Origin of the sequence: Vreelandella neptunia (assembly GCF_034479615.1) — a bacterium.
Taxonomy (GTDB): domain Bacteria; phylum Pseudomonadota; class Gammaproteobacteria; order Pseudomonadales; family Halomonadaceae; genus Vreelandella; species Vreelandella neptunia.
Genome location: NZ_CP140255.1, coordinates 4,069,391 through 4,094,124, shown reverse-complemented (window position 1 = coordinate 4,094,124; position 24,734 = coordinate 4,069,391). Strand labels below are relative to the sequence as shown.

Here is a 24,734-nt window from a genome sequence, read left to right as displayed (position 1 = left end):
GAGTACGTCGCGGTTAACTGGATCACTGTTAACGCTGCTTCTGCCTTATAAACTGGAGAGATCCTCGTGCTGCTACTAAGTCTCGCCACTATTTTCACCCTCGTGGTTCTTCTAGGGAGCGGGGTGTGGATCGCCTTTGCGCTAATCGGCACTGCCTGGATAGCGCTAGAGTTCTTTAGCTCGTTCTCGCCGGGCTCTATTTTGGCCTCCGATTTTTGGGGCGCAAGCTATGGTTGGGATCTCACCGCGCTGCCTATGTTTATCTGGATGGGGGAAATTCTGTTTCGCTCTGGGCTTGCGGACAATATGTTTCGTGGTCTGTCACCCTGGTTAAACCGCCTGCCGGGACGTTTACTGCATACCAATATTATTGGCAGCGGCATGTTTGCGGCGGTCTGTGGCTCCTCGGCGGCCACCTGTGCCACGGTGGGCAAAATGACCCTGCCAGAGCTCGAGCGGCGGGGCTACGACAGCAATATGGCGATTGGTACCTTGGCCAGCGCCTCCACCTTAGGGCTTTTGATTCCACCCTCCATTGTGCTCATCGTCTACGGCGTGGTCACCGAGCAGTCTATCTCCAGGCTGTTTATGGCCGGTATTGGTCCGGGACTGATGATCCTGGCCATGTTCATGAGCTACCTCATTTTGTGGGCGTTGCTCAAGGGCAACCGTGAAGGGCTTACCGGCGAAGATGAATCCGGTATGAGCTTTGCTGAAAAGCTTCGCAATACCTGGTCGCTGGTGCCTATTCTGCTGTTGATCGGTGGGATTATCTTTTCGATCTATGGCGGGTTGGCGTCGCCCACCGAGGCCGCGGCGGTTGGTGTGGTGCTGTCGATTGTCATTGCGCGTTTTAACGGTCACTTTGATCGCGACATTTTTAAAAGCTCGCTATTTGCCGCCGTGCGTACCGCCTGCATGATCGCTTTTATTATTGCCGGTGCGTCGTTTTTGACCTCGGCCATGGGCTTTACCCAGGTGCCGATGAAGCTGGCGCAGGCGATTGGTGAGATGGGGCTTTCACCGACCATGCTGCTGATTGCGCTGACCTTGCTGCTGCTGGTGATGGGCTGTTTTCTCGACGGTATCTCGCTGATTCTACTCGTCACCGCGATTATCATGCCGCTGGTGAGTGCTGCCGGTTTCGATCTGATCTGGTTCGGTATTTATCTGGTCGTGGTGGTCGAGATGTCGCAGATTACCCCGCCGGTGGGCTTCAACCTGTTCGTGATCCAGGGGCTAACCGGTAAAGATATTCTGACCATCACCAAAGCCACGCTGCCGTTCTTTCTATTAATGCTGTTAGCGATTGCCTTAATGCACCTCTTTCCGGGTATCGCTCTCTATCTACCTGAGGCAATGACTCGGTGAGGCGTTTATAAAAGGAAAAGTGTTCAGCGTGAAGTAGAAAAAAACGCTCTGGCCGGGGCGCTTGATGGCATGCATGCTCTGGCCAGCAATTTAAGACTGAGTACGGGATTGTTTATTGAGTTTTTTGAAAAAAATATCTTTGTTGAATCCATCAGGGTCACTGTACCCTTTACGCAACATCGTTAATGCTTTGTGTTGGGCTTCTCTACGGCTATTGAGTATAAGCGTATGGTTTAGCAAGAGTTGCTGAGCATTTTCCAGCAGCTCTTTGGGTTCAATAGTCGCGGGGGTGTCTATCATCAGCGTTTTAGCGATCAACTCCATTTTAGGCTGAACTTCTTGTAGAACGCTTTTAAATGAGAAAGAGGGCACACCTGCGGTCGTGCTTAAATCGTATAGCAGGGCGGCAAGTTGCTCTTCTGGTGCGCTTGATAAGCAGGCATCTGCCGTGGGGCCGGATATGCGAACGCAGGTTTCCATCAAACTATCGCTTGCATAACCGGCATGGCTAAAGCGTATGGTGTTAACCATCGCCGATGGGATACCCCATTTAGCGGCTAGCCAAGCCCCAATAATGGTGTGGTCACAACCAAAGTAACGCTGCTCCTCCTCGATAAGACGAGCATGTGGAATAGCACTATCGATATATAGTTCGTCTACTTGTTCAGGGTACGTCGCACTCAGGGCCAATATGCCAATATCCTGCAGCAGTGCTGCCGTAAAAGCATTACCTGCCTGTTTGGGGCACGCTTGCTCAGCCAACTGGCGTGCTATCAGCGCAGACAGAATAGACCGCTGCCAAATATGCGTATGCTGTGGCCCCTTAATGGGGTGCTGAAAAAGATTGAAGCTCAACACTACGGTCAATGTGGCATCTAGCCCTAAACGCTGGATCGCCTCAAGGCACGTTTGCGTGGAATTGGCGGAGCGGGTGTGGTGAACGCTATTGGCGAGCGATATTAACCGAGCGGTTAAGGCTGGATCATGTTCAATGGTGTCGGCAACATCGTTGATAGTCGCTTTTGAAGATTGCGTTAACCTGAGGATGCGTAATGCGATTGAGGGAAGCGAAGGCAACCGCTGGCACTTTAGAAAATCGCTGATCAGAAAACCAGGCAGTGCTTCAGTTAGCATTACATACAGTGCTTCATCCTTTGTCGATGTTTTAGTCACGTTATCTCCTGCGCACTTTGTAGCGTAGCTGCCAGCCATCATGAGGTGATGTCCTAAGTTTACCATATACCCAGCTAGTGTTGACGTTGTTATAGTTGGAAAAGAGCGGTTTATGCTTTGTAGGTCGCTATATATACTTTCTGAGGTGAGTAGCAGGCGCCCCAACTGCTCAAGAATCAAAAAAAGTGAGTGCAACCATGCACACAAAGAACGACGCGGCCGATATATTTCGTCAGTTGGCAGAAGGCGTAGGTAACAGCGGGAGCCCCCGCTTTTATGCAACGCTGGTGGAACGCCTGGCAACAATACTGGGCGTCGATCATGTGCTAGTCGCCGATGTTACTCAATTGCATCGGGCTGAGACGTTGGCTGTCTGGTCAGATGGGGGATTAGTCAGCAACATTACTTATTCGCTGGCCGGCACCCCTTGCGAGACCGCGTTGGGGCGCGAGTGCTGCCTTTATTCCCGTGATGTTCAGTCACGCTTTCCTGACGATAAACTGCTGTGTGAGCTGGGAGCCGAAAGCTACTTAGGGCGGGCGCTCTATGCGGCGGATGGCGCGCTGATAGGCCTGCTAGCTGTGCTCAAAAACTCCCCCATGCAGATGGGCGAGTTAGCCAATGAAATACTGCACATCGCTGCCGCCCAGGCGGGGGCGGAGCTGAGCCGACAAAAAGCGGAGCAGGCATTAAGAGAGAGCGAAGAGGTCGCGCGGGAAAGCGAGCGCCGTTTGGATACGCTGCTCAACCATCTGCCGGGAATGGCCTATCGCTGTCTGAATGACCGCGCTTGGACGATGCAGTTGGTTAGCCAGGGTGCGGAGGTGCTAACCGGATATCGGCCTGACGAGCTACAGGGTAATCGGCTAATCAGCTTCGCGGCACTGATTCATCCTGATGATCAAGACAAGGTCTTCCATGAGGTACAGTCGGCTATTGCCAACAGGCGCCCTTACCGTGTGATTTACCAACTGCGCCATCGCGACGGCGGTTACCGCTGGATGTGGGAGCAGGGTCAGGCCGTCATGGACGAGGCGGGCGATATCATATGCTTGGAAGGCTTTATCTCTGATATGACCGATCAGCAAGAGTCGCAGCGGGTGCAAAACGCGGTGGCTCAAGTGGCTTCTACGGTGACTACCCAGGTGGGGGATGGTTATTTTCAGCAGTTGATTGCTACCTTGGTCAAGGTACTGGAAGCCGACGCAGGCTTTATTGCGTTGCTGCACACCTCACCCCAGGGCAATGAAAGCGTCTATGGAAAGGCAACCACCGTCAGCATGGTGGTTGACGGGGCTCAGCGTGAACCGTACACCTTTGCGCTGAGAGGCTCGCCCAGCGAGCAGGTAGTGCTGGAGCGTGAAGCGGTTATGCATGATGGCCCACCGTTGCTATTGCCAGGCACCCTGTTACCCACAAAGGCATGGATTGGGCGGCGTTTAGATAATGCCAATGGGGAAGCCATTGGCGTGATGATGGTGTTTTATCGCCAGCCGTTGACCACTAATGCGTTTGCCACTTCGGTGCTGCAAATTCTTTCGACCGGTGCTGCGGCAGAGCTTGAACGCCGTCGCGACCATCGTCACATGCATCAACTGGCCTATACCGACAGCACCACTGGGTTACCGAACCGTATCCGTTTTATGGAGTTGTTAGCGGAGATGTGGAAAGAAGCCCACCAAGCAGGGAGCGGGCTTTCGCTGCTGTTGCTGGATATCCGCCGTTTTAAAGAGGTCAATGACCTGCATGGCCACCAGGTGGGCGATCAACTGCTGGTGACAGTGGCCGATCGCTTAGCGAAGCTCAGCCGTTCATACGGCTCCCTGGCACGTTTATCAGGAGATGAGTTTGCCCTGCTGGTAGCCGATACCACCCCCAGTGGCATAGGCGACCTCGCGGAACAGCTACGATTAGCGGTGAAACCGCCACTTCATCTGGAGCGCCGCGTCTTTCACCTCGATGTTAGTATCGGTTTTGCTCATTATCCACAGGATGTAAGCGAAGCAGGCGAACTCTTTAACGCTGCCAGCATTGCCCTCCATCACGCCAAGCGGCGTGAAAATAGTATCTGCCCCTATACTCAAACGATGCGCCACGCGTTGCAGCGACGCCAAAGGATGACTGAGCGACTCAGCGCTGCTATCACTGAACATCGATTAGAGCTCTACTTTCAGCCCCAGGTAAACCTTACTAGCGGTCAACTGACCGGCGCAGAAGCCCTTTGCCGCTGGCACGACGCCGAGTGGGGCTGGGTGAGCCCCGGTGAGTTTATTCCCCTGGCCGAAGAGCGTGGTTTGATACGTGCCCTGGGGGACTGGGTGCTGGAAGAGTCGGCAAGGCAGTTACTGGCATGGCGTGAACAGCCTGAGGGCGGGCTGCCTGGGAGGCTATCGATCAATATTTCCGCACAACAGTTTGCCGACCCAGAACTCACCAGCCACATCGGGCAACTCACCGCTGGCGTTTCGCCGAGCGCTATCGCTCTGGAGCTCACCGAAAGTGATTTTATGCGCGACCCGGATCAGGCCGTTGAGATCACCCACACCATGCGCCAAGCGGGCTATGCCCTCTCTATCGATGATTTCGGCACCGGCTATTCATCGCTTTCCTACCTACGGCGCTTCGCTGCCGACGCACTAAAAATTGATATCTCCTTTGTGCGCGAGATGCTCGATAACCACCATGACCGCACCATCGTTCAGACCATCATTGCCATGGCGCAAGCGCTAGAGATGAAAACCGTGGCGGAAGGCGTTGAAACCCGCGACCAAGCGAGTTTACTTGCTGAAATGGGGTGCAATGAGGCGCAAGGGTACTGGTTTGGTCGCCCGCTACCGGCGGATAAGTTCGCGGCGCAGTGGTTGACGACGTAGCCTTCACTTAGCGTCATCGTCTTGTCATCACCTTTGGCATACCCTACGCGCCGCCAACCCGCGATGAAAGGAGTGCCCCATGCGCCTGGCCCTGTTTGATCTTGACGATACCCTCCTGGATGGAGACTGCAGCGACCGCTGGAATTTATGGATGATAGAGCAAGGTTGGATCAGCGATGCCGAAGCCTTTATGGCGCGGGCGGAGCAAATGCACCAGGCCTATCACGCGGGGAAGCTAAAGCTTGAAGAGTATTTGGCCATGACCCTAGCGCCGCTGCGAGGGCGCCGGGTGAAAGATGTGCAAAAAGAGGTCGAGCGTTTTGTGGCCACACACCTGCAACCGCGTATTTTTGAACAAGCCTGGGCCTGCCTGGAAGCGCACCGTCAGGCAGGCGATACCCTGGTACTGATTTCTGCCTCGTCACGCCATCTGGTCGAGCCGATAGCGACCACGCTAGGCATTGAGCACGTGCTGGCGGTCGAGTTGAGCGTGGAACACGGTATCAATGAAGACGCGCGCTACACCGGTGGCAGCGAGGGTATTTTTTCTTATCGCGGCGGTAAGGTGCTGCGCTTAAAACAGTGGTTGGCCGAACAGCAGGTCATCCCCAGCCACACGACTTTCTACTCAGACTCCCGCAACGACCTTCCGCTGCTGCAGTACGTGGATTGCCCTGTAGCGGTCAACCCCGATCCAGTACTCGCTGAGGTGGCTAGCGTTGAAGGTTGGCGGCGCTTAGACTGGCGGACGCCCACAAGCGCTTCGTCGCCTAATGCTCTGCCAGGAAAATCGGCGCATGTCTGATGCCATCAATACACGTCTTCAATACAGAGAGCGTCCTTGAGTTCAGCCGCGCTTGCTCTGGTGTTAGTCTCGGTATGCATGCACGCCGGATGGAACGTGTTGGGCAAACGCAATGCGCCGTCGTTAGCCTCTTTTACCCTGGCTTACGGCGCGGGTGGGGCGGTGATGCTGCCGCTGGTGTTGTTTGGGCCGTCGCTCACTGCGTTACCAAGTGCATTCTGGGGCTGGCTGGCGCTTTCTGGGCTGTGTCAAATGCTCTACATGGGCGGCTTGGCCTGGGCCTATGCGAGAGGGGACGTTAGCGTACTCTACCCAATCGCCCGGGCATTGCCGGTAGTGCTAGTGCCGCTGGTATCCATTGTGCTGTTGGGTAGTCGGGTGCTGGATCGCTGGGACGGCCTTGGCATGGTGCTAGTCGTGGCAGGCGCGCTTTGCCTGCCGCTTAGCCATCCGCAGGCGCGCAGGATATCCACCTATCTCACCCCGGCCATGGGGTTTGCGCTACTAGCTGCAGCAGGCACCGTTGGCTATTCGCTGATCGACAAGCAGGCCCTCGGGCTAATGCAGGGGGCAGGGCACAGCGGGTTAACCGCCGGGGCGGTGTTTATGGTGCTGCAAGCGCTGATGACACTAACCTGGTCAGTACCGCTAATGGCGTTGCTACCGGCAGAGCGACGCCGCTTGCCTGCGCTTCGCCAGCAGGGGCTGACCATGCTGGTTGTTACCGGGCTGATGATGACCTGCACCTATGGCTTGGTATTAATCGCCATGGCGCTTACCGACGAGGTAAGTTATGTGGTGGCGCTGCGCCAGCTCTCTATTCCAGTCGGCGTGCTAATGGGTGTGCTGTGGCTGAAAGAGCCAGCATCCAGGGCAAAAGCCGTCGGCACGCTGGTGATGTTGGCGGGGCTGGTGCTGGTGGCGCTTTAGGCCATTACGCTGGCGGCGCTATTGGGCATCCCCAACTGATTCCGCTTGGGGGCTGACAGTTGGTTGATAAGCATTGGAATATAAGTTGGTCAGGATAATAGCAGTGAATACATATTGGCCTTGGAACCGGATCGGTTGGGTGAGGTTGCGCACAGCGCGTTGGTTTTTGACTGCCGCCCAGTCGTCCGGTTCGGCGAGCCAGCGGGGTTGGCCGTTGGGGGTGACCAGTTGCATGGGCGTACCCAGTGCATCGGTGATGTAGGCGCTGAGCACTTGGCCTTGTTTAGTATCATCAATACGTAGCATGGGTACAAAACTGCCCGGCTCGTAGACCACCGTCGTGCGCTGGTTGTCCGTTTCCTCGCGCACGATGCGATCACCGTCCCAGCCGTAGTGGGTGGTGGCGGTGGTGCCGTTGGGGTGGCGCACGGTTTTGCTGATGCGTCTTCCCAGGCCGTCGTAGCGGTAGGTGACTTCGCGGGTCGCCCCCAGCTCACTGGCGTGGATCAGGTGCACTAAGCGATTGGCACCGTCGTAACCCAGGGTTAGGCGTTCGCCGTTGGGCTGTTGGCGTTCGACCAGGTTGCCTGCACCATCATAGCGGTAGCGGGTGCCGTTGAGCTGAGTGAGGCGGTTATCAGTCAGTCCTTGCTGCTTGTCTACCCCCTGCTCTAGCCGATTACTCGCCGCGTCCACAGAGTAGCGGTGGGCGTGGTCGCCATGCTGGCTGCCGATCAAGCGCCCGGCGGCGTCGTAACTGTAGGCGATCACCTTTTCTGCCGGATCACCTTGCAGGCTGCGGAAGCTCATACGGCCCAGGGCGTCGTATTGGTAGCTCTGCTGGCTGGTGGTGTCCGGGCTGCGTAGGGTGAGGTGATCCAGCTGGCCCAGGTTCGTATACCCGCGCTCCAGCACCAGCGGTTGATTGTGCGCATTGGCACCGGTGCTGAGTCGGCGCTGGGTTTCCCGGTGCAGGGCATCGGGTTCCAGGGCGATCTCAAGATCCAGGCCGGGGGCGCTCATGCCGTGCAGGTGGCCGCTGCCATAGGTATGCCAGTTAAGCGCGGGTAGGTCGCCGAACTGGCTGGCCTGGGGCGCGCCGTTGGCGATGAGGGTGTGCTGATGTTGCCACTGCCAGCCACTTTCACCTGCTAGGCTCGCATGGCGCTGGTGTTCGCCAATTAAGCGCTGGGCTTGATCATAGCGAACCCTAGTGTCGCAGGCCTCTAAGTCACCGGCTACTCGGTTGGCGGCGAGTATTTGGTCGATGGTGTGAGCCATGGTGCTAGGGTGAGTTGGCTTGTAGGTATATTGTCGTCTGGTAATATGAAAGGAAGGCTCGGCTCTCCCTGACGAACAAGCTACAGCGATACGTGCTGCTATTGTCTATTGCGTAGGCTCAGGAGCGACTTATCGGCGATTTTTTTTATCCCTTTTTACGTCTTTTCCTTTTTGATATTTATCTAGGTAGTCACCGAAGCCTTGTATGAGAAGTATGAATGTGGTGCCAATCGCTATTACGCCGGAGATCCTTAATATCCACATTAGTAGCTCCCACTTCTCCACTACGGAACTATTATCAGATCCAAGCGCTAGTATGGCGCCACTCGCAAAAAAAATCACAAAAGATGAAAGTCGTACTTTATGGATTAAATTCATATTATTGCTCACTATCTCCTTTCCTTAAAACTGTAGTTGTTGTTTTACAGTGCTGAATTCCACCTGCTAGGCCTAAGCTAGGCCCAAGCCAGCCGCTCGCTCCAGCTAAAGCTCCTCCACCAACATCAATAGATGCACCGCCTCCTTTAATAACAGCACCGCGTACAAAAGGTCCCCAAGTTTCTGAAACACCATCTTCAAGGGGAGCGGAGCCAACACTCGCATTTCCTCCAACGCCTGCTCCTCTAAATATACCTAGACCATACTGTTGGCATTCAGTCATTACCCATGCAGCGTTACCAACATTGTCGAACTTTAAGCCCGTCGACACTGTTTGGCCAAATACACCGCCGAATGTTTCTGCAGAAGCATTTCCTTCGCCGGTTATAACAATATTTTCTGCAGCCCTACTCACAGTGTTGGATTGGCTATAAGGTCCGTTGCCCAGGCCATAGACTCCACTTAGCCCTTGTGGGTCTACTTCGATGCTTGGAGCAACCGCATATTGATACATGTTAGTACCACCCCGCAGTCCAATCGGATCCTGGCTAATATACCGCCCCTGCTGCGGGTCATAATAGCGGTGGCGGTTGTAGTAGAGACCTGATTCTTCGTCGTGCCATTGGCCCTGGAACCGGATCGGTTGGGTGACGTTGCGCACGGCGCGTTGGTTTTTGACGGCCGCCCAGTCGTCGGGTTCGGCGAGCCAGCGGGGATGGCCGTTGGGGGTGACCAGTTGCATGGGGGTGCCCAGGGCGTCGGTGATGTAAGCGCTGACTAGCTGGCCTTGCTGGGTATCATCAATTCTGAGCATGGGCACAAAACTGCCCGGCTCGTAGACCACCGTGGTGCGCTGATTGTCGGTCTCTTCGCGCACGATGCGGTCGCCGTCCCAGCCGTAGTGGGTGGTGGCCGTGGTGCCGTTGGTATCGCGCACGGTTTTGCTGATGCGGCGGCCAAGACCATCGTAACGGTAAGTGGCTTCGCGGGTTGCCCCCAGCTCGCTGGCGTAGATCAGGTGCACTAAGCGATTGGCGCCGTCGTAGCCCAGGGTTAGGCGTTCGCCGTTGGGCTGTTGGCGTTCGACCAGGTTGCCTGTACCATCATAGCGGTAGCGGGTGCCGTTGAGCTGAGTGAGACGGTTATCAGTCAGTCCTTGCTGCTTGTCTACCCCCTGCTCTAGCCGATTACCCGCCGCGTCAACAGAGTAGCGGTGGGCATTATCGCCGTGCTGGCTGCCGGTCAAGCGTCCGGCGGCATCAAAACTGTAAGCAATCACTTTGGAGGCTTGGTCGCCTTCGATGCTGCGGAAGCTCATTCTGCCCAGGGCGTCGTATTGGTAGTCCTGCTGGCTGGTGGAGTCCGGGCTGCGTAGCGTGAGGTGGTCTAGCTGGCCCAGGTTCGTATACCCGCGCTCCAGCGCCAGCGGTTGATTGTGCGCATTGGCACCGGTGCTAAGGCGACGCTGGGTCTCCCGGTGCAGGGCATCGGGTTCCAGGGCGATCTCAATATCCAGGCCGGGGGCGCTTAGGCCGTGTAGGTGGCCGTAGGCATGCCAGGGGGCTTGTTATCGGCAACGCTACCGCCAGGGAAGAAAGACTTTGCCCTCCCTGGCTTATAATCAATGGAATAATGTTTATGTTGCACTCATTCACTGAATTCAACGTTTAAACGCGCCCTGCCCAACCAAGCCAAAAAATCACTAACATAGCGATGACGCATAAGATAAAAATGACATTTAACACCTTTCCTGCTAACGCTACTTTTCTGCCTAAACGTTGGTGTTTCTGATGCCAAAAGAAAGACAATATACTTGCCGCATCGTCTTCTTTTCCTTTAAGTAATGCACCAATCAGGTTAAGTTTACGATAAGCTATAGGGTGCTCTGCTTTCAGGATTGTTAAAAAAATAGCCAACGATAGAAACCATGCAATAGCAGGTGTTAGTAGTAAAAATGATGTCATATTTCTTTCTCATCTTTATTCTCTTTTTTTATTTTTTTAGAGAAGCGAGAGTTACCTTTTATTACAAAGCTTGCACTCCAAAGCCAGTAGCATATAAAAATGAACATATAGCCATAACCCACAAGTTGAGAGGCAAGTGAACCTGGCCCAAACAGCCAAGCTGAAAGCGGTATAAGTGGAAACAAAGAAATAACCATGAAGAAATATTTGCGCTGCTTTGTCATCATTCTTTTCCTTCGTTCCAGCAGGTGTTCGAGACTTCTGTGCGACACATTTTTATTGCACCACCAAAGTCTGCTCCAAAAATCGTCCCAGCACTTGCGGATACAGAGCCGGTGTTAGCTATACCAAGATCAGCTTTTGTAAATATCCAAGCCCCTTCTCCAGCAATGCTGTAACTAACATCCCCCGGCTCAAAAGACCCCGTTGCACCTGTCGCACTAGCAATTGTACCTGCTCCTATTCTGGGGCCCGCCATCGCACACATTGTGTGAACGGTGCATGCTAGGCCTGTTCTTGGGTTTACAATTACTCCTGTCGACGTGCTCCCACCGACCCCAATAACCAGTTGTCCACCTGCCTCAGCAGTCGTAGAGAGTCCTTCTCTAACCCTTTCAGCAGGATTGAAAACATCTGTTATTCTCTCTGGTTCCGGTCGCGGGCGCGTATGCCCATTCTGAATAGCGACAGAAATCGGGTCTAACTGGTGCATATTTGCCCCAAGTAACCCCAGCGGATCCACCATCCCCGTCGGATTCGTCACATACCCATACAAATTCGTGCCACCGTTGAGCCCAATCGGATCCTGGCTAATATACCGCCCCTGCTGCGGGTCGTAGTACCGGTGACGGTTATAGTAAAGCCCACTCTCTTCATCGTGCCACTGACCCTGGAACCGGATCGGTTGGGTGAGGTTGCGCACGGCGCGCTGGTTTTTGACCGCTGCCCAGTCGTCGGGTTCGGCCAGCCAGCGGGGTTGGCCGTTGGGGGCGACTAGTTGCATCGGGGTGCCCAGGGCGTCGGTGATATAGGCGCTGAGCACTTGGCCTTGTTCAGTATCATCAATACGTAGCATGGGCACAAAACTGCCCGGCTCGTAGACCACGGTAGCGCGCTGATTGTCCGTTTCTTCCCGCACGATGCGGTCGCCGTCCCAGCCGTAGTGGGTGGTGGCGGTAGTGCCGCTGGGGTGGCGTACGGTTTTGCTGATGCGTCTTCCCAGGCCATCGTAGCGGTAGGTGGCTTCGCGGGTCGCCCCCAGCTCGCTGGCGTGGATGAGATGTACCAAGCGGTTGGCGCCGTCGTAGCCCAGGGTTAAGCGTTCGCCGTTGGGCTGTTGGCGTTCGATCAGGTTACCGGCGCCGTCGTAGCGGTAGCGGGTACCGTTTAACTGCCCCAGACGGTTATCAGAAAGGGGCTGTTGGCCTTCTAACCGATTACCGGCCGCGTCCACGCTATAGCGGTGGGCGTGGTCGCCGTGTTGGCTGCCGATCAAGCGCCCGGCAGCGTCGTAGCTGTAAGCAATCACTTTTTCTGCTGGATCGCCTTGCAGGCTGCGGAAGCTCATCCGCCCCAGGGCGTCGTATTGATAGTCCTGCTGGCTAGTGGTGTCCGGGCTGCGTAGGGTGAGATGATCCAGCTGGCCCAGGTTAGTATACCCGCGCTCCAGCACCAGCGGCTGGTTGTGCGCATTGGCACCGGTGCTGAGACGGCGCTGGGTCTCCCGGTGCAGGGCATCGGGCTCCAGGGCGATCTCAAGGTCCAGGCCGGGGGCACTCATACCGTGCAGATGGCCGCTGCCGTAGGTGTGCCAGTTGAGCGCCGGTAGTTCACCGAACTGACTAGCCTTGGGCGCGCCGGTAGCCGTCAGGCTATGCTGGTGTTGCCAGCTCCAACCACTCTCTCCTGCATGTTGCTGCTGTTCGCCGATTAAGCGCTGGGCGTCGTCGTAGCTGAAGTTCACCTCGCCATGATCGTTGGTGACACTAAGTAGCTGACCATTGGCACCCCACTGGTACTGCTCCGTGCTGGCCGGGGCGTGCTCTGTGGCGGGTAGGTGCCGGGCCGTCAGGCGACCGGCTTGGTCATAGTCGTAGCGGGTGACCAGCGGCTGGCCGTCGGGGCCTGGACGGTTGGCCTCAATGCGCTCGATCAAGCGCCCGAACTCATCGTAACGATACTGTTGCTCCCGGCCATCGGGGCCGGTCTCGCTGGCTAAGCGATCCATCTCATCGTAAGCAAAGCGGTAGACCGCGCCGTTGCCCAGGGTTAGTTCGCTCAAGCGGCCAATGTCATCATAGGCAGTAAACTGCTGGCTGCCGTCGGCTTCGATGCGCTGCACCGGGCGGCCGTGGTCATCGAAGAAGAACTGCTGACGAAAACCTTGCGGGCCTTCCAGCTCTACCAAGCGTCCTAGAGAGTCCATATGGTGATGCCAGTAGAGCCCGTCGGGGAGCTGGGTGGCGATACGCCGGCCCATCTCGTCGTGCTGGGTGCGGGTGGTTTCACCTAGGGCGTTGGTGACGCTGGCCAGATAGCCGTTTCGGTCGTAGGCGTACTCGGTGCGCTGCTGGGAGCAGTCGATCTGGGCGGTCATCTGGCCTAGAGCGTTCCACTCCCGCTGGTGGGTGGCGCCACCCGCATCGGTGAGAGTAGTCGGGCGGTCAGGTAACTGTTCATTATCATAGGCGAAGGCGGTAGTGCCCTCCGGCCCGGTGACGTCCACTGGAAGCCCCCGTTCGTTGCGCGTAATTTTCCACGTTTGATTGTCAGGCCCTTCGATACTCACCGGCTGTCCCAGAGCATCGCGCTCAATGGCCCAGCGCGTGCCGTCTGGGCCGGTCTGTGCAATCACTTGCCCGTGGTCATCCCGTTCAATCAGCGTCTCGTGACCCAGCGGATCTACCGTCGCTACCTTGAGGCCCGCACGATCATAGCGGAACTCAATGCGCGAGCCGTCGGCGCGGGTGTGGGCCGTCCAGCGGCGGCCGGGGCCGCTGCCCACAAAGTGGTAGCGCTCCTCCCGGCCCAGGCTGTCGGTGACCAGGGTGTGATCCACTTGGTAGCTGTACGTCCGCGCTAAACCGCCGGCTTCCTGCTGGCCCACCACGCGACCATCCGGGGCGTGGCGATCCCAGGTGTAGTGGGCTTCCATGCCCCCAGGTACCCGGTGGGCGGTGAGCATATGGTCTTGCCACTCAAACTCCCGCACTACCTCGCCGTGGCGGTGGCGTACCGCAATCAGGTCGCCGGCGGGACTATAGGAGTAGCGTACCAACCACTCGTCCGCTGCTTCGCCGTCGTGGGCTTGCACCAGCTTAACGCCGGTTAAGCGTTGCCCGGTATCGTCCTGCATGGCGGGTAGCAAGCCATCGTAAACCAGCTGGTAGTGGCGCTGGGCGCTGTCGATGACCCGCACCAATAGACCACCCTCCCAGCGGTACTGGGTGGTGTAGCCATTGCGGTCGCGCTCTTCGATTAAGGGCCAGCGGCCGGAATCAGCAGCAGCGCTTTCTGTCGCAGAAGAGGCATTATCCGCGAAGACATAATACAAGCCGCTGGCATCGCTAAGGACGATACGCTCAGGATCATTGCGCAATGTCTCATCCAGAGCTTGCCAGCGGGGCGCGTTGCTCTCTTCATCGACTGAGGCACCGCCACGGCGAATCCACAGCTGTTCGGTGGGCGAGAAGCGCGCCTGACCGGGGGCCAGTGGCCCAAAGGTAATCGCACGACCCTGAGCATCATGGACAATACAGGCGTCGTCGTTAAGGGTAATTGCCAGGGACTCGCCTGGGAGTGACCAGCCCTGACCCAGGGCACCTATTTGTTCGTTACTGGAGAGGTAGCCACGGCTAAACACAAACGGCCGTGGCGCCGGGAGGGCAAAGTCGGTCTCTGCGGGCAGCAGCTTGGCGCCCAGCAGCGGGTTCACCGGGCTACCCACCGCGGGTTGGCAGGCGCTGCAGTCGTCGGCCAGGCCATCGGTGATATCGATATCGTCCAGTGCTAGCGGGGTCGCCGCGGCAATCTCACTGCTCAGCAGCGGCGTCTGGTGCGGTTCGAGGGTGACGTCCTCGCTCTCCTCGGGCTCGGCTTCAAAGGGTAAGCGGGGCAGTACAATGGCGTGGCCCTGGCCACGCCCGGGGCTACCGCCGGAGTTGATCTTGACCTGGGGGCCCACAATGGTCACCCCGCCGGGGTCGAGCTTGATAAAGCTCCCCCCGGCTTTCAGGGTGATTTCGCTCCCCGCTTCCAACACGATCTGGCTGCCCGCCTTGTGGTGCAGCTCGCGGCCGGTCTCGACCAACTGCGCCTCGCCGTAGACCTCATGGCGGGTTTGATCGACCTGGAGGTGGTCATCGCCCTTGATCTGGGTGTAGCGCTTGCCGTGTACGGTGAGGTGGTCGTCGTTATGGATTTCGCTCAAGCGGTTGCGGTGGAGCTTAAGGTGGCTATCGCGGCGGATCTCCTCGGTGCGGTCGTTAAGGGTGAGCAGCTCCAGGTCTTTCTGAGCGTGGAGCCAGATCTGCTCTTCGCCGGTGGCGTCCTCAAAGCGCAGTTCGTTAAAGCCTTCCGACTTATGGCTTTGGGTGCGGATCACCGTGCGGGTCTTGTGCTCCGGCAGCGGGTAGGGCGGGGTATTCACCGCGTGGTAAGTGCGCCCAGTGACCAGCGGTTGATCGGGGTCGCCCTCTAAAAACGAGACAATGACCTCATGGCCGATCCGCGGGATCGCCATGCTGCCGTAGCCGCCGCCTGCCCAACCCTGGGCGACCCGTATCCAACAGCTGGCGGTCTCATCAGGATCAGCATAACGATCCCAGGGAAACTGCACCTTGACCCGGCCGTGTTCGTCGCAGTAGATCTCCTCGCCTTCGGGGCCGACCACAAAGGCCACCTGGGGGCCGTCGACCCGCGGCTTGGGGTTGGGCACCGGACGAAAGGTCTGATCCCGGGGCATGATCACTACGTCGTTGTGGTAGCGGGTCATCAGCTCGCCTGCTTGCGCTGAGCTGGCTCCACTCCCATTACCACCCCGCGCCATACCGTCCTCTTCCAGGGCCTGGGGCTGCTCGCCGTGGTGAACCACCGAGACCACCTGCCATGCTTGGTTAAGGCTATCGATATCGTGGTCGGTGAGGGTAAAGCAGACGCCGGGGGCGAGCTCAGGCAGATCACTCTCCGCTTCAGCGGTGGTGGCGTCGGCGCGCAGGGACTCTAAGCGGTGGCGGGTAAAGGGCTTACCGGACGCGTCCTTCTTATAGCGGCCGGGGTAGTCAAAGTGCTCGTAATCCTCCCGCTGGGCGTGTTCGCCCAAGTTGGGAGCGAGGTGCTCGTGGATCTGCGCATAGGGCGGGTTTTTAAAGGTGTAGTCCTTGAGCATCGCCGAAGCAGGGCGCACCCGGTTGGCCTGACGCAATTTACGCAGGTGGCGTCGGGGCGGCGTGCCCCCGGCGCGACTGTGGTAGGTGCGCTCGCCCACGCTGGGCAGCACCACCGTGGCATCGGCAAACACCAGCTGGTGTTTACCACCTTCGGCATTTTCAAATTCATGAAAATAGAAGCAGCCCTCTTCGGCGGCTAAACGCTCGATAAAGGCCAGGTCGGTCTCCCGGTACTGCACCAAATACTCACGATCCAAGGGCGTGCGGGTGGTAGCAAAGCCGATATCGGTCAGGCCGCGCTCGCTGGCCAGGGTGTTGATGGCGTCATAGGGCGAGGTGTCATGAAAGATCCGCGAATTATGGCGCAGCGATAACCGCCACAGCGCCGGGCGAATCTCCACCCGATAGAAGCTGCGCCGATGCCCACGATCGCCCCGGTGAAGCTCTGTTATCACCCCGTGCACCCGGCGCAGCGGCTCGCCGTCCTGCCAAATGGTCAGGGTGGCGTTTTGATCCAAGCAGTCGCTGGGCGACAGGTCGTGGGTGCGGCTGGCAAACTCAACCGAGAGCGAAAACGGCTCAGACAGCGCCTCGCGATGGGTAAAACGTACCACGGCGGTATCATCGGCCCCGGGTAGGGTCAGGGTAAACTGTAGGCCTGTGCCGTCTGCCATCGCGCCGCTCCTTGGATCAAGTAACTGAGAAACGATCAGGGTAGCGGGCCGGGGCCAGAGAGCAAGGCCTGGAGGGCAAGTGACAGGGATCTCTTACACGTTTGTAAGAGATCTCTTACAAAAATTTAAGCGATGTCTTACAGCTTAAACGCTTAAAGGATGATCGTATGAAAAATGAGCTGCACTCCGTACTGAATCCCACCCTATTTCAGCGCCTGCCAAATCAGATTAAAACCGACTAAAAACATGGCAAAAATCACCAAACGGTAAAACAGCGTTTCGTTGACGCGGCTTTGCAGCCATAGGCCGTTGCGTACACCGATCCAGGCGATGGGTACGAGCAGCAGCGATGCCCAGGCGCTGGTGACGTTGATTTCGCCAAGCCACATATAGGGCACTAGCTTGATCACGTTGACTACGGCAAAGGTCACCGCACAGGTGGCAATAAAGGTCTCTTTCGATAGTTTGCGCGGCAGTAGATAAACGTTTAGCGGCGGCGCGCCCGCATGAGCCATAAAGCTGGTAAAGCCGCAAACGCTTGCCGCTGGCAAAGCCCAACGGGGGGAGATCGGTTTCTTGGCAACGGGCTTGAGCAGCATGTAAGCGGCGAACAGCAGGGTGATCACGCCGAGAGTCAGGCGTAAGCCCTGTTCACTCAAACTGCCAAACAGCAGCGTCCCTACCGTCACGCCGATAAACAGCCCCGGCACAAAGCGCCAGACCTCGGTGGCGTCCTGCTTGCCCCACCATGCTTTCACCGCAAACACGTCCATCACCAGCAGTAGCGGCAGTAGTAAGCCCGCTGCCTGGGCGGGGCTGATCGCCAGCGCCATTAGCGGTACCGAGAGCGTGCCAAAACCACCCGCAAAGCCACCTTTTGAAACGCCGGTCAGGTAAACGGAAAATGCAATTAACAACCAGGCGATGGCGGAGTAGTCGGGGAGCATAGGGCCTCTATGGTCTTTTATTAAAGGTAATGTACAAAAAAGCCCCGCATCGGCGGGGCCAGTTAGCATAGCATTAGATAAACGTTAGCGGGCGAAGTGTCGATCTATCCAGCGTTCATTAGCCATTCGTGATCCGGGTCGTTGTGGAATTTCCATGCCCGCTTAGGCCCCGCCATCACATTTAAGTAGTAAAGCGAGTAGCCATGAGAGGCGCCCACAGGGTGGTAGCCCTTGGGTACCAACACACAGCAGCCGTTTTCCACCGCCATGGTTTCATCAAGGCTGCGGTCATCGGTGTAAACGCGCTGAAAGGCGAACCCTTGTTCAGGGTTAATGCGGTGGTAGTAGGTTTCTTCCAGGAGTGATTCCTGGGGTAAGTTATCCACATCGTGTTTGTGTGGCGGGTAGCTCGACCAATTGCCCGCGGGTGTGAATACTTCGACGACCAGCAGGCTATCGGCGGGCTCGGTTTCCGGCAGAATATCGTGAACATGGCGGGTGTTGGTGCCCTGGCCACGAGTGCTCTGCTTGATGCTGTTAGGCGCGATCAGCCTTGGGGCGTGATTGCCATGCCCAGGGGCGGCGCACACGGCTAGCTCTAAGTCCGTTGTCGCTTCCACAGCGTAGCTAACATGGTCAGGCAGGTAAACCGCATAGGGCGGGGTCTGTTCAAATATATCCATGCGCTGGCCGATATCTTCAAAGCGGTGCTCGCCGCAGGTTACCGTGGCGCGACCGGTGAGCAGCACCAGGCACACTTCCTGATCATCGCTGCTGGCCTCCAGGCGCTGGCCCTTGGCGAGTTTATGCACCCGAAAGCCAACGTGCGTCCAGCCAGCAGATTCAGGGGTAACGTCAATCACGGTGCCCTGGGCATCTGGGGCGGTGGGGCGTACCAGTAGGGAAGCCATACGTTGCTCCTTTATTTATTAAGGTTGGAATCAGCCTGAAGCAGGATTTTGCGACCTTCCCGCAATGAGCGCTCCGCTGCGTCGGCTAAGCGCAACGCCTCTAGGCCATCTTGGGCGCCTGCTAGAGGGGCGCGCTTTTCTCGCCAAGCTTCGACAAAGTCGCCAATCTCTAATCGATAAGCCTCGGCATAACGCTCCAGGAAGAACCACTTGGGTTTCTCCTCCACTTGCCCTGCCTCGCCGGTAAAGCGTAGCCGGGTATCACTCTCGTTCTGGGCCTGCAGCATGCCTAGGCTGCCAAAGACTTCAATACGCTGGTCGTAGCCGTAGTTGGCACGTCGAGAGTTGCTAATTTGGCACAGCTTTCCACTGGCGGTGGTAAGGGTGACCATGGCGGTATCCACATCGCCTGCTTCACCAATCGCTGGGTCGATGATGCTACTGCCGACGGCAAAGACACTTTCGATGGGTTCATCGAGCAGCCAGCGGGCCATATCGAGGTCATGAATCATCATGTCGCGGAATAGGCCGCCGGACTCAGCCACGTACTCGGCAGGCGGGGGAGAGGGGTCGCGGCTAATAATCGTCAGCGTTTCAAGTGCGCCAATACGCCCTTCGGTAATCGCTTTTTTCAGTGCCGAAAACTGAGGATCGTGGCGGCGGTTAAAGCCTAATGCGCAGGTCACCGGGTGTTCGCTAAGTACTTGAAGGGCATCGCGAGTGCGGGCTAGATCCAGGGCGATGGGTTTTTCGCACAGAACCGCCTTACCCGCGCGGGCAGCCCTTTCTAGATACTCCGCGTGAGTGGGCGTGCTTGAAGCAATCAGCACCGCGTCAACGGTGTCATCCGCGAAGATTTCATCCACAGAGGCCGCTCGGCTAGCGTACTGCTTGGCCAGTGTTTCTGCGGCAGGCTGATGAAAATCAGCCACGGCGGCCAGGGTTACGTCCGGGTGTGAATAAATGGCCTGGGCATGCACCTTGCCGATACGTCCAGCGCCGATGAGTGCGAGTTTCATAAGCTCTCCTATTTTGTTTTTGCTGTTGGTTTGCTTGCTTTGGTTGTTTAGGCCTTGCGTTTTTTGTCTTGCCGCACGCCCAGGGCAATCGCCAAGGTCTGGGTCAAGCAGAGCGACGCGGTCAAACTACGGAAACTTTTTACTTCGGCTTCGTTGACCACGAAGACGACATCCGCGAAGCGGGCCAGTGGGCTAAGGTTCGAATCGGTAATCACTACACTAGGTAGACCGCGCTGATGGGCGTCTTCGCAGGCTTTTTGGCTCTCTTCGGCATAGGGAGAAAAGCTAATCGTTAGCAGAGCGTCGTGTTGGCTCATGGCGCGCAGCTGCTCGCCGTACATCCCGCCCAAACCATTGACCAACAGCGCAGGCTTATCCACATGCGCTAAGGCATAGGTCATGTAGCTGGCGATCATGAAGCTGCGTCTTGCGCCCATCACATGAATGGCGTGCGCCTTCTCAAAAATATCTAACGCTTTTTCCAGGCTCTCTGGATTAATGCGGCTGGGAAGCTGCTCAAGCACGGCACGGTTGGCGTCAGCGAACTCCCATAACAGCTGGGTGCTATCCGGTGTTTCTCCGGTGGCGCTGCGTACCGCGCGAATTCGCTCGGTGTAGTTAGGCAACTCATCGACTAGGCGGCTGCGAAACAGCTGCTGCATTTCTGAAAAGCCCTTAAAGCCCAAACTATTGGCCAAGCGAATTAATGTGGATGGAGTGACATCCGCCTGTTCGGCAATTTTGGCCACGGTCGCTAAAGCAACTTCTTGGGGGTGATCAAGCATAAAACGGGCTGTTTGCTGCAAACGTTTGCTTAAAGTGGCGTATTCGGCAGTGATAAGCGTTTCCAGCTCACGGTAGCTTTGTGGCGGTTGAGGCATACAAATTCCTTCGCGTTGGCCCATTTAGCACCCATTTGCTAATGCACTACGGGTTATCAGTAGTAGGCGAAATTACTAGTTGCTATGCAGTCTAGTTGAGTGGAATAAATATTCCATTTATACCAAAGTATAGAATAAATAATTTGCAGTAATTACTATTTGGAATCTATATTCCATAGCGCCAAGGCATTTAATGCCACTTCCCTTCCAACAACGATAACGTTATGAGGAATTATTTATGGCATGTCTATCTCAATGGCTTCTAGCTACTGCCGCCACCACGGCATTAATGGCAGGAGCCGCACTAGCACAAGAACCGCAGCAAGACGCGAGCCGATTCGTCATGGTGACCCACGGTGTCCCCTCTGATCCTTTCTGGTCAGTGGTGAAAAACGGCGCAGAGGCGGCCGCGGATCTCGTAGGCGCTGAGCTGGAGTACCGTGCACCGTCTACCTTTGATATGGCCAAAATGCAGCAACTTGTAGAGGCAGCGGTAGCCTCTAACCCCGATGGCTTGATCCTCTCTTTTACCGACGAAAATGCCCTGGGCGGCGCTGTCCAAAATGCGGTCGATAACGGCATTCCAGTGATCACTATTAACTCCGGTGGCGACGTGGCGAGGGATTATGGTGCCCGCCTGCACATCGGGCAGAGTGAATACGAAGCAGGCAAGCAGGCTGCTGAACGCATGCAAGAAATGGGCGTCGAGAAAGGCGTCTGCGTTAACCATGAACAAGGAAACCAGGGACTTGATCAGCGCTGCGATGGCTTTGTCGAGGGTTTTGACGGCAATGCGGAGCAGCTAGCGACGACCTACGACCCCACCAACATTCGCAATGCCATTGTCGCTTACCTCAACGAGAACAGTGATGTGCGTGGTGTACTGACCTTGGGGGCATTGGCTGCTGAACCGATGATTCAGGCCATGCGTGAGCAGGGAGCTACCGATATGTTCACCCTCGGTACCTTTGATCTTTCACCCGGTATTTTAGAAGCCTTGGATGCGGGTGAGCTGAACTTTGCGATTGACCAACAGCAGTACATGCAGGGCTACTTGCCTGTCATGTTCCTAGATCAGTTCGTCAAGAACGGTCTACTACCCGCAGGGGATGTTGCCACCGGCCCAGGATTTGTCACTCAGGAAAACGCAGCACAGGTCATTGAGCTGAGTAGCCAGGGCATCCGTTGATAACGAGCTAATCGGAAAAGGCTCGACGGTGTCGAGCCTTGGGAGTCGATCGCCATGAATTCCACTGAAACGAAGCAATCGGTTGCGCCAGCAGCGGCTGATCAAGATGAGCGTATCCAGAGAGTCTCTTTCTGGAAGAAGGCGCTTAATCGACCAGAGCTGGGGGCTTTGGCCGGTGCCGTGTTGGTGCTTGCCTTTTTTATCGCTGCTTCCAGCGGCACTGGGATGTTTACCCCAGCAGGTATTATTAATTTTCTTGAAGTCGCCGCTCAGCTCGGCATTATCGCCACGGCGGCTGCATTGCTGATGATCGGCGGGGAGTTCGACCTTTCGATTGGTTCAATGATTGGCCTGGCAGGCATTCTGATTGCTATTCCTGCGGTGGAGTATGGCTGGCCACTATGGGCCGCCATTTTATTGGCGTTCGCCTGTGCGGGGCTGGTGGGCTGGATTAACGGCAATCTGGTCAATAAAACTGGGTTGCCATCATTTATCGTTACTCTGGGCTTCCTGTTCATTCTGCGTGGTTTGGCTATCGGTACTAGTCGGTTGTTGACAGGACGTACTCAGGTGGGGGGAGTTCAGGATCATATCCCCGGAGATTGGTTCGCGGCGCTTTTCTCTGGAGAAGTCGCTACGGGGCTATTTAGCTGGATGGCGGAAAATGGCTGGATGGCGACCAACTTTGCGGGCAACCCTACGGTCACCGGTATTCCCGTCTCGATCGTCTGGTGGCTGGGCTTAACCGCTGTAGCGACTTGGGTGTTGCTGTGTACGCCTTACGGCAACTGGATCTTCGCCAGCGGTGGCGATGCCAATGCGGCGCGCAATTCGGGCGTCCCCGTTCAACGCGTCAAGATTTCGCTTTTCATGTTCACCGCTTTCTCCGCCACCATCTTTGCCTGCATCCAGGTCATGGATACCGGTTCGGCAGACACCATTCGCGGCTTATTAAAAGAGCTGGAGGCCATTATTGCGGTGGTTATTGGCGGCGCTTTGCTGACCGGTGGCTATGGATCCGCTATAGGGGCAGCTCTTGGTGCGCTGATTTTCGGCATGGTGCAAATGGGCATTTTTTACACCGGCGTTAACACGGATTGGTTCCAGGTTTTCCTGGGTGTGATGTTGCTGGTGGCGGTGCTATTCAACAATTACATGCGCAAGAAGGCGATGGAGGCTAAATAACATGACTACACGCACTCCAATGATTGAAATGCGCAGTGTCAGCAAACACTTCGGCAGTGTGATCGCCTTAAGCGATATCTCGATGCAGGTCTATTCCAGTGAGGTGATGTGCCTGCTGGGGGATAATGGTGCTGGCAAGTCAACGTTGATTAAAACCCTTTCCGGTGTTCACCAGCCCACCCATGGCGAGATGCTACTGGATGGCAAGCCCGCTCGTTTCAAGTCCCCGGCCTACGCACTCGACGCCGGTATCGCCACTGTGTTCCAGGATCTGGCCATGGTGCCGTTGATGTCGATTACCCGTAACTTTTTTATGGGACGCGAGCCGACGGTGGGCTGGGGCCCTTTAAAGCGGATTGATTGGAAGTATGCCGACCGGGTTGCCAAAGAGGAAATGGCTAAAATCGGTATCGATGTTCGCGACCCTAGTCAGCCGGTGGGCACGCTTTCTGGCGGGGAGCGCCAGTGTGTAGCGATTGCCCGTGCCGTCTATTTTGGTGCCAAGGTGCTGATTCTTGATGAGCCTACGTCAGCACTTGGGGTCAAGCAGGCCTCCGTCGTACTGCGCTACATCGCCAAAGCTCGCGCCGATGGCCTTGCGGTCATCTTTATTACCCACAACGTCCACCATGCTTACCCAGTGGCCGATGCGTTCACCCTATTGTCTCGAGGCGGTAGTTTGGGCTCTTTCCGCAAAGAAGAAGTCAGCCGCGAAGAAGTGCTCAACATGATGGCGGGTGGCGCTGAGCTTGAAAGCCTGGATGCGGAGCTTGCGGAATTCCAGCGGGACGATAAAGCCAAGAAGGCCAGCTTAGCCGAACAAGACACCCAGCCTGCGGATGAAACAAGCAGCACTGAACCCCCTTCACCGCGAACGGCGAGCGGCTATTAAGGAGCCATGATGAATACACCAACACCATCATCTCCGTTCACGCTGGCCGTTTGCGCTGAAATGATTTTCCGCGATTTACCGGTGTTGGAACGAATTAAGCGCATTTCTGAACTGGGCTTTCAAGTCGAAATCTGGGACTGGACCAAGCACGACATTGACGCACTGGCGAACAGCGGGGCGACGTTCTCATCCATGACTGGTTATGTCACCGGCACCTTAGCGGATGCCGCCGGAGCCGATGAGCTGCTACGCACCGCCGCAGAGTCGGTTGAAGTGGCCAAGCGGCTGGGCATTCCGCGTCTTAACCTACATGGTACGGGGTTGGATGGTAATGGGCTGCCCGTTCAGCCGTGCCAACAGATGACCGGCGCTATGTGGCTCAAAGCCCGGGACACGCTCAATCGGCTGGCGGATCTCGGCGAGCAGCACGGCATCACCTTTGTGCTTGAAAACCTCAATACCGACGTTGACCACCCCGGTGTGCCGTTTGCGCGCCTGGAAGATGTGCTTGCTCTGGTGGAGAGTGTTGATCGGCCTAGCTTGCGCATTATGTTGGACGTTTATCACGCCCAAATTGGCGAAGGTAATTTGATCGAATTGATTCGCCGCTGTGGGCCTTACATCGGAGAAGTGCAGGTAGCTGATGTGCCGGGGCGTTGCGAGCCAGGAACAGGCGAAATTAACTATCCGGCCATCGCCAACGCGCTGAACGACATGGGCTATCGCGGCACCGTCGGGCTGGAAGGCTGGGCCTCTGGCGACGATGACCTCGCTCTTGATCGATTCCGTGCTGCCTTCTCACTTTAAGCCACGGTTGATAAGCCTTATCGATTGCCGCCCAAGACGCTTGTATGCCCAGTGCCATCTTTTGCCC

18 protein-coding genes and 1 pseudogene are annotated in these 24,734 nt (G+C 56.6%); 8 read left to right on the top strand and 11 right to left on the bottom strand.

All coding sequences use genetic code 11. From position 1 onward, the window contains the following. Positions 1–66 precede the first annotated feature (66 nt). Positions 67–1,371 (top strand): TRAP transporter large permease, encoded by a 1,305-nt coding sequence (locus tag SR894_RS18935; RefSeq protein ID WP_223288523.1) that lies wholly within the window; start codon positions 67–69, stop codon positions 1,369–1,371. A 90-nt stretch (positions 1,372–1,461) separates the two neighbouring features. Here the strand turns inward: SR894_RS18935 and SR894_RS18930 are convergent, their stop codons facing one another. Then, complete coding sequence (locus tag SR894_RS18930; protein ID WP_290279295.1) at positions 1,462–2,544, bottom strand: HDOD domain-containing protein; 1,083 nt, start codon at positions 2,542–2,544, stop codon at positions 1,462–1,464. Positions 2,545–2,741: 197 nt separating this feature from the next. Between SR894_RS18930 and SR894_RS18925 the strand changes: the two genes are divergently transcribed. From SR894_RS18925 to SR894_RS18915, 3 genes are all read left to right on the top strand, one after another. Then, positions 2,742–5,417 carry a bifunctional diguanylate cyclase/phosphodiesterase gene (locus SR894_RS18925; protein ID WP_223288522.1) on the top strand — a complete coding sequence of 892 codons (2,676 nt, stop codon included), beginning with the start codon at positions 2,742–2,744 and terminating at the stop codon, positions 5,415–5,417. Between the two features lie 79 nt (positions 5,418–5,496). Next, the gene (locus SR894_RS18920) at positions 5,497–6,222 is read left to right on the top strand and encodes an HAD family hydrolase (RefSeq protein WP_223288521.1); all 726 of its coding nucleotides are present in this window, start codon (positions 5,497–5,499) and stop codon (positions 6,220–6,222) included. 36 nt (positions 6,223–6,258) lie between these two features. Beyond that, positions 6,259–7,152, top strand: coding sequence for an EamA family transporter (locus SR894_RS18915; protein WP_223288520.1), 894 nt, complete (start codon positions 6,259–6,261; stop codon positions 7,150–7,152). An 18-nt stretch (positions 7,153–7,170) separates the two neighbouring features. Here the strand turns inward: SR894_RS18915 and SR894_RS18910 are convergent, their stop codons facing one another. The 10 genes and pseudogenes from SR894_RS18910 to SR894_RS18865 form a co-directional block, all read right to left on the bottom strand. Continuing rightward, positions 7,171–8,433, bottom strand: coding sequence for an RHS domain-containing protein (locus SR894_RS18910; RefSeq protein ID WP_223288519.1), 1,263 nt, complete (start codon positions 8,431–8,433; stop codon positions 7,171–7,173). A 379-nt stretch (positions 8,434–8,812) separates the two neighbouring features. Then, complete coding sequence (locus SR894_RS18905) at positions 8,813–10,231, bottom strand: RHS repeat-associated core domain-containing protein (RefSeq protein ID WP_479694299.1); 1,419 nt, start codon at positions 10,229–10,231, stop codon at positions 8,813–8,815. Between the two features lie 247 nt (positions 10,232–10,478). Continuing rightward, positions 10,479–10,775, bottom strand: coding sequence for a hypothetical protein (locus SR894_RS18900; RefSeq protein ID WP_223288517.1), 297 nt, complete (start codon positions 10,773–10,775; stop codon positions 10,479–10,481). Continuing rightward, complete coding sequence (locus SR894_RS18895; RefSeq protein ID WP_223288516.1) at positions 10,772–10,999, bottom strand: hypothetical protein; 228 nt, start codon at positions 10,997–10,999, stop codon at positions 10,772–10,774. The genes SR894_RS18900 and SR894_RS18895 overlap by 4 nt, the downstream gene beginning before the upstream one ends. Then, the gene (locus tag SR894_RS18890) at positions 10,999–14,709 is read right to left on the bottom strand and encodes an RHS repeat-associated core domain-containing protein (RefSeq protein ID WP_322535547.1); all 3,711 of its coding nucleotides are present in this window, start codon (positions 14,707–14,709) and stop codon (positions 10,999–11,001) included. The genes SR894_RS18895 and SR894_RS18890 overlap by 1 nt, the downstream gene beginning before the upstream one ends. Positions 14,710–14,817: 108 nt before the next feature. Continuing rightward, positions 14,818–16,836 (bottom strand): annotated as a pseudogene (locus tag SR894_RS18885) (type VI secretion system Vgr family protein); the annotation flags it as partial. A gap of 203 nt (positions 16,837–17,039) precedes the next feature. After that, a complete protein-coding gene (locus tag SR894_RS18880; protein WP_223288514.1) occupies positions 17,040–17,783 on the bottom strand; it encodes a sulfite exporter TauE/SafE family protein in 744 nt (247 codons plus the stop codon). Between the two features lie 104 nt (positions 17,784–17,887). After that, positions 17,888–18,694, bottom strand: a complete 807-nt coding sequence (gene iolB / locus SR894_RS18875) for a 5-deoxy-glucuronate isomerase (protein ID WP_223288513.1) — start codon at positions 18,692–18,694, stop codon at positions 17,888–17,890. Positions 18,695–18,705: 11 nt separating this feature from the next. After that, positions 18,706–19,713, bottom strand: coding sequence for an inositol 2-dehydrogenase (gene iolG / locus SR894_RS18870; protein WP_223288512.1), 1,008 nt, complete (start codon positions 19,711–19,713; stop codon positions 18,706–18,708). A gap of 47 nt (positions 19,714–19,760) precedes the next feature. Continuing rightward, on the bottom strand, positions 19,761–20,594 hold the full coding sequence (locus tag SR894_RS18865; RefSeq protein ID WP_133731505.1) for a MurR/RpiR family transcriptional regulator: 834 nt from the start codon (positions 20,592–20,594) through the stop codon (positions 19,761–19,763). A 238-nt stretch (positions 20,595–20,832) separates the two neighbouring features. Between SR894_RS18865 and SR894_RS18860 the strand changes: the two genes are divergently transcribed. The 4 genes from SR894_RS18860 to SR894_RS18845 are packed head-to-tail and all read left to right on the top strand — an operon-like array spanning position 20,833 to position 24,667. Next, positions 20,833–21,783 carry a sugar ABC transporter substrate-binding protein gene (locus tag SR894_RS18860; RefSeq protein WP_223288511.1) on the top strand — a complete coding sequence of 317 codons (951 nt, stop codon included), beginning with the start codon at positions 20,833–20,835 and terminating at the stop codon, positions 21,781–21,783. A gap of 54 nt (positions 21,784–21,837) precedes the next feature. Continuing rightward, entirely contained in the window at positions 21,838–22,968 is a 1,131-nt protein-coding gene (locus SR894_RS18855; protein ID WP_133731503.1) for an ABC transporter permease, read from the top strand. Position 22,969: 1 nt separating this feature from the next. Continuing rightward, positions 22,970–23,860, top strand: coding sequence for an ATP-binding cassette domain-containing protein (locus SR894_RS18850; RefSeq protein ID WP_223288510.1), 891 nt, complete (start codon positions 22,970–22,972; stop codon positions 23,858–23,860). Between the two features lie 9 nt (positions 23,861–23,869). Further along, entirely contained in the window at positions 23,870–24,667 is a 798-nt protein-coding gene (locus SR894_RS18845; protein ID WP_223288509.1) for a TIM barrel protein, read from the top strand. Positions 24,668–24,734: the final 67 nt, after the last annotated feature.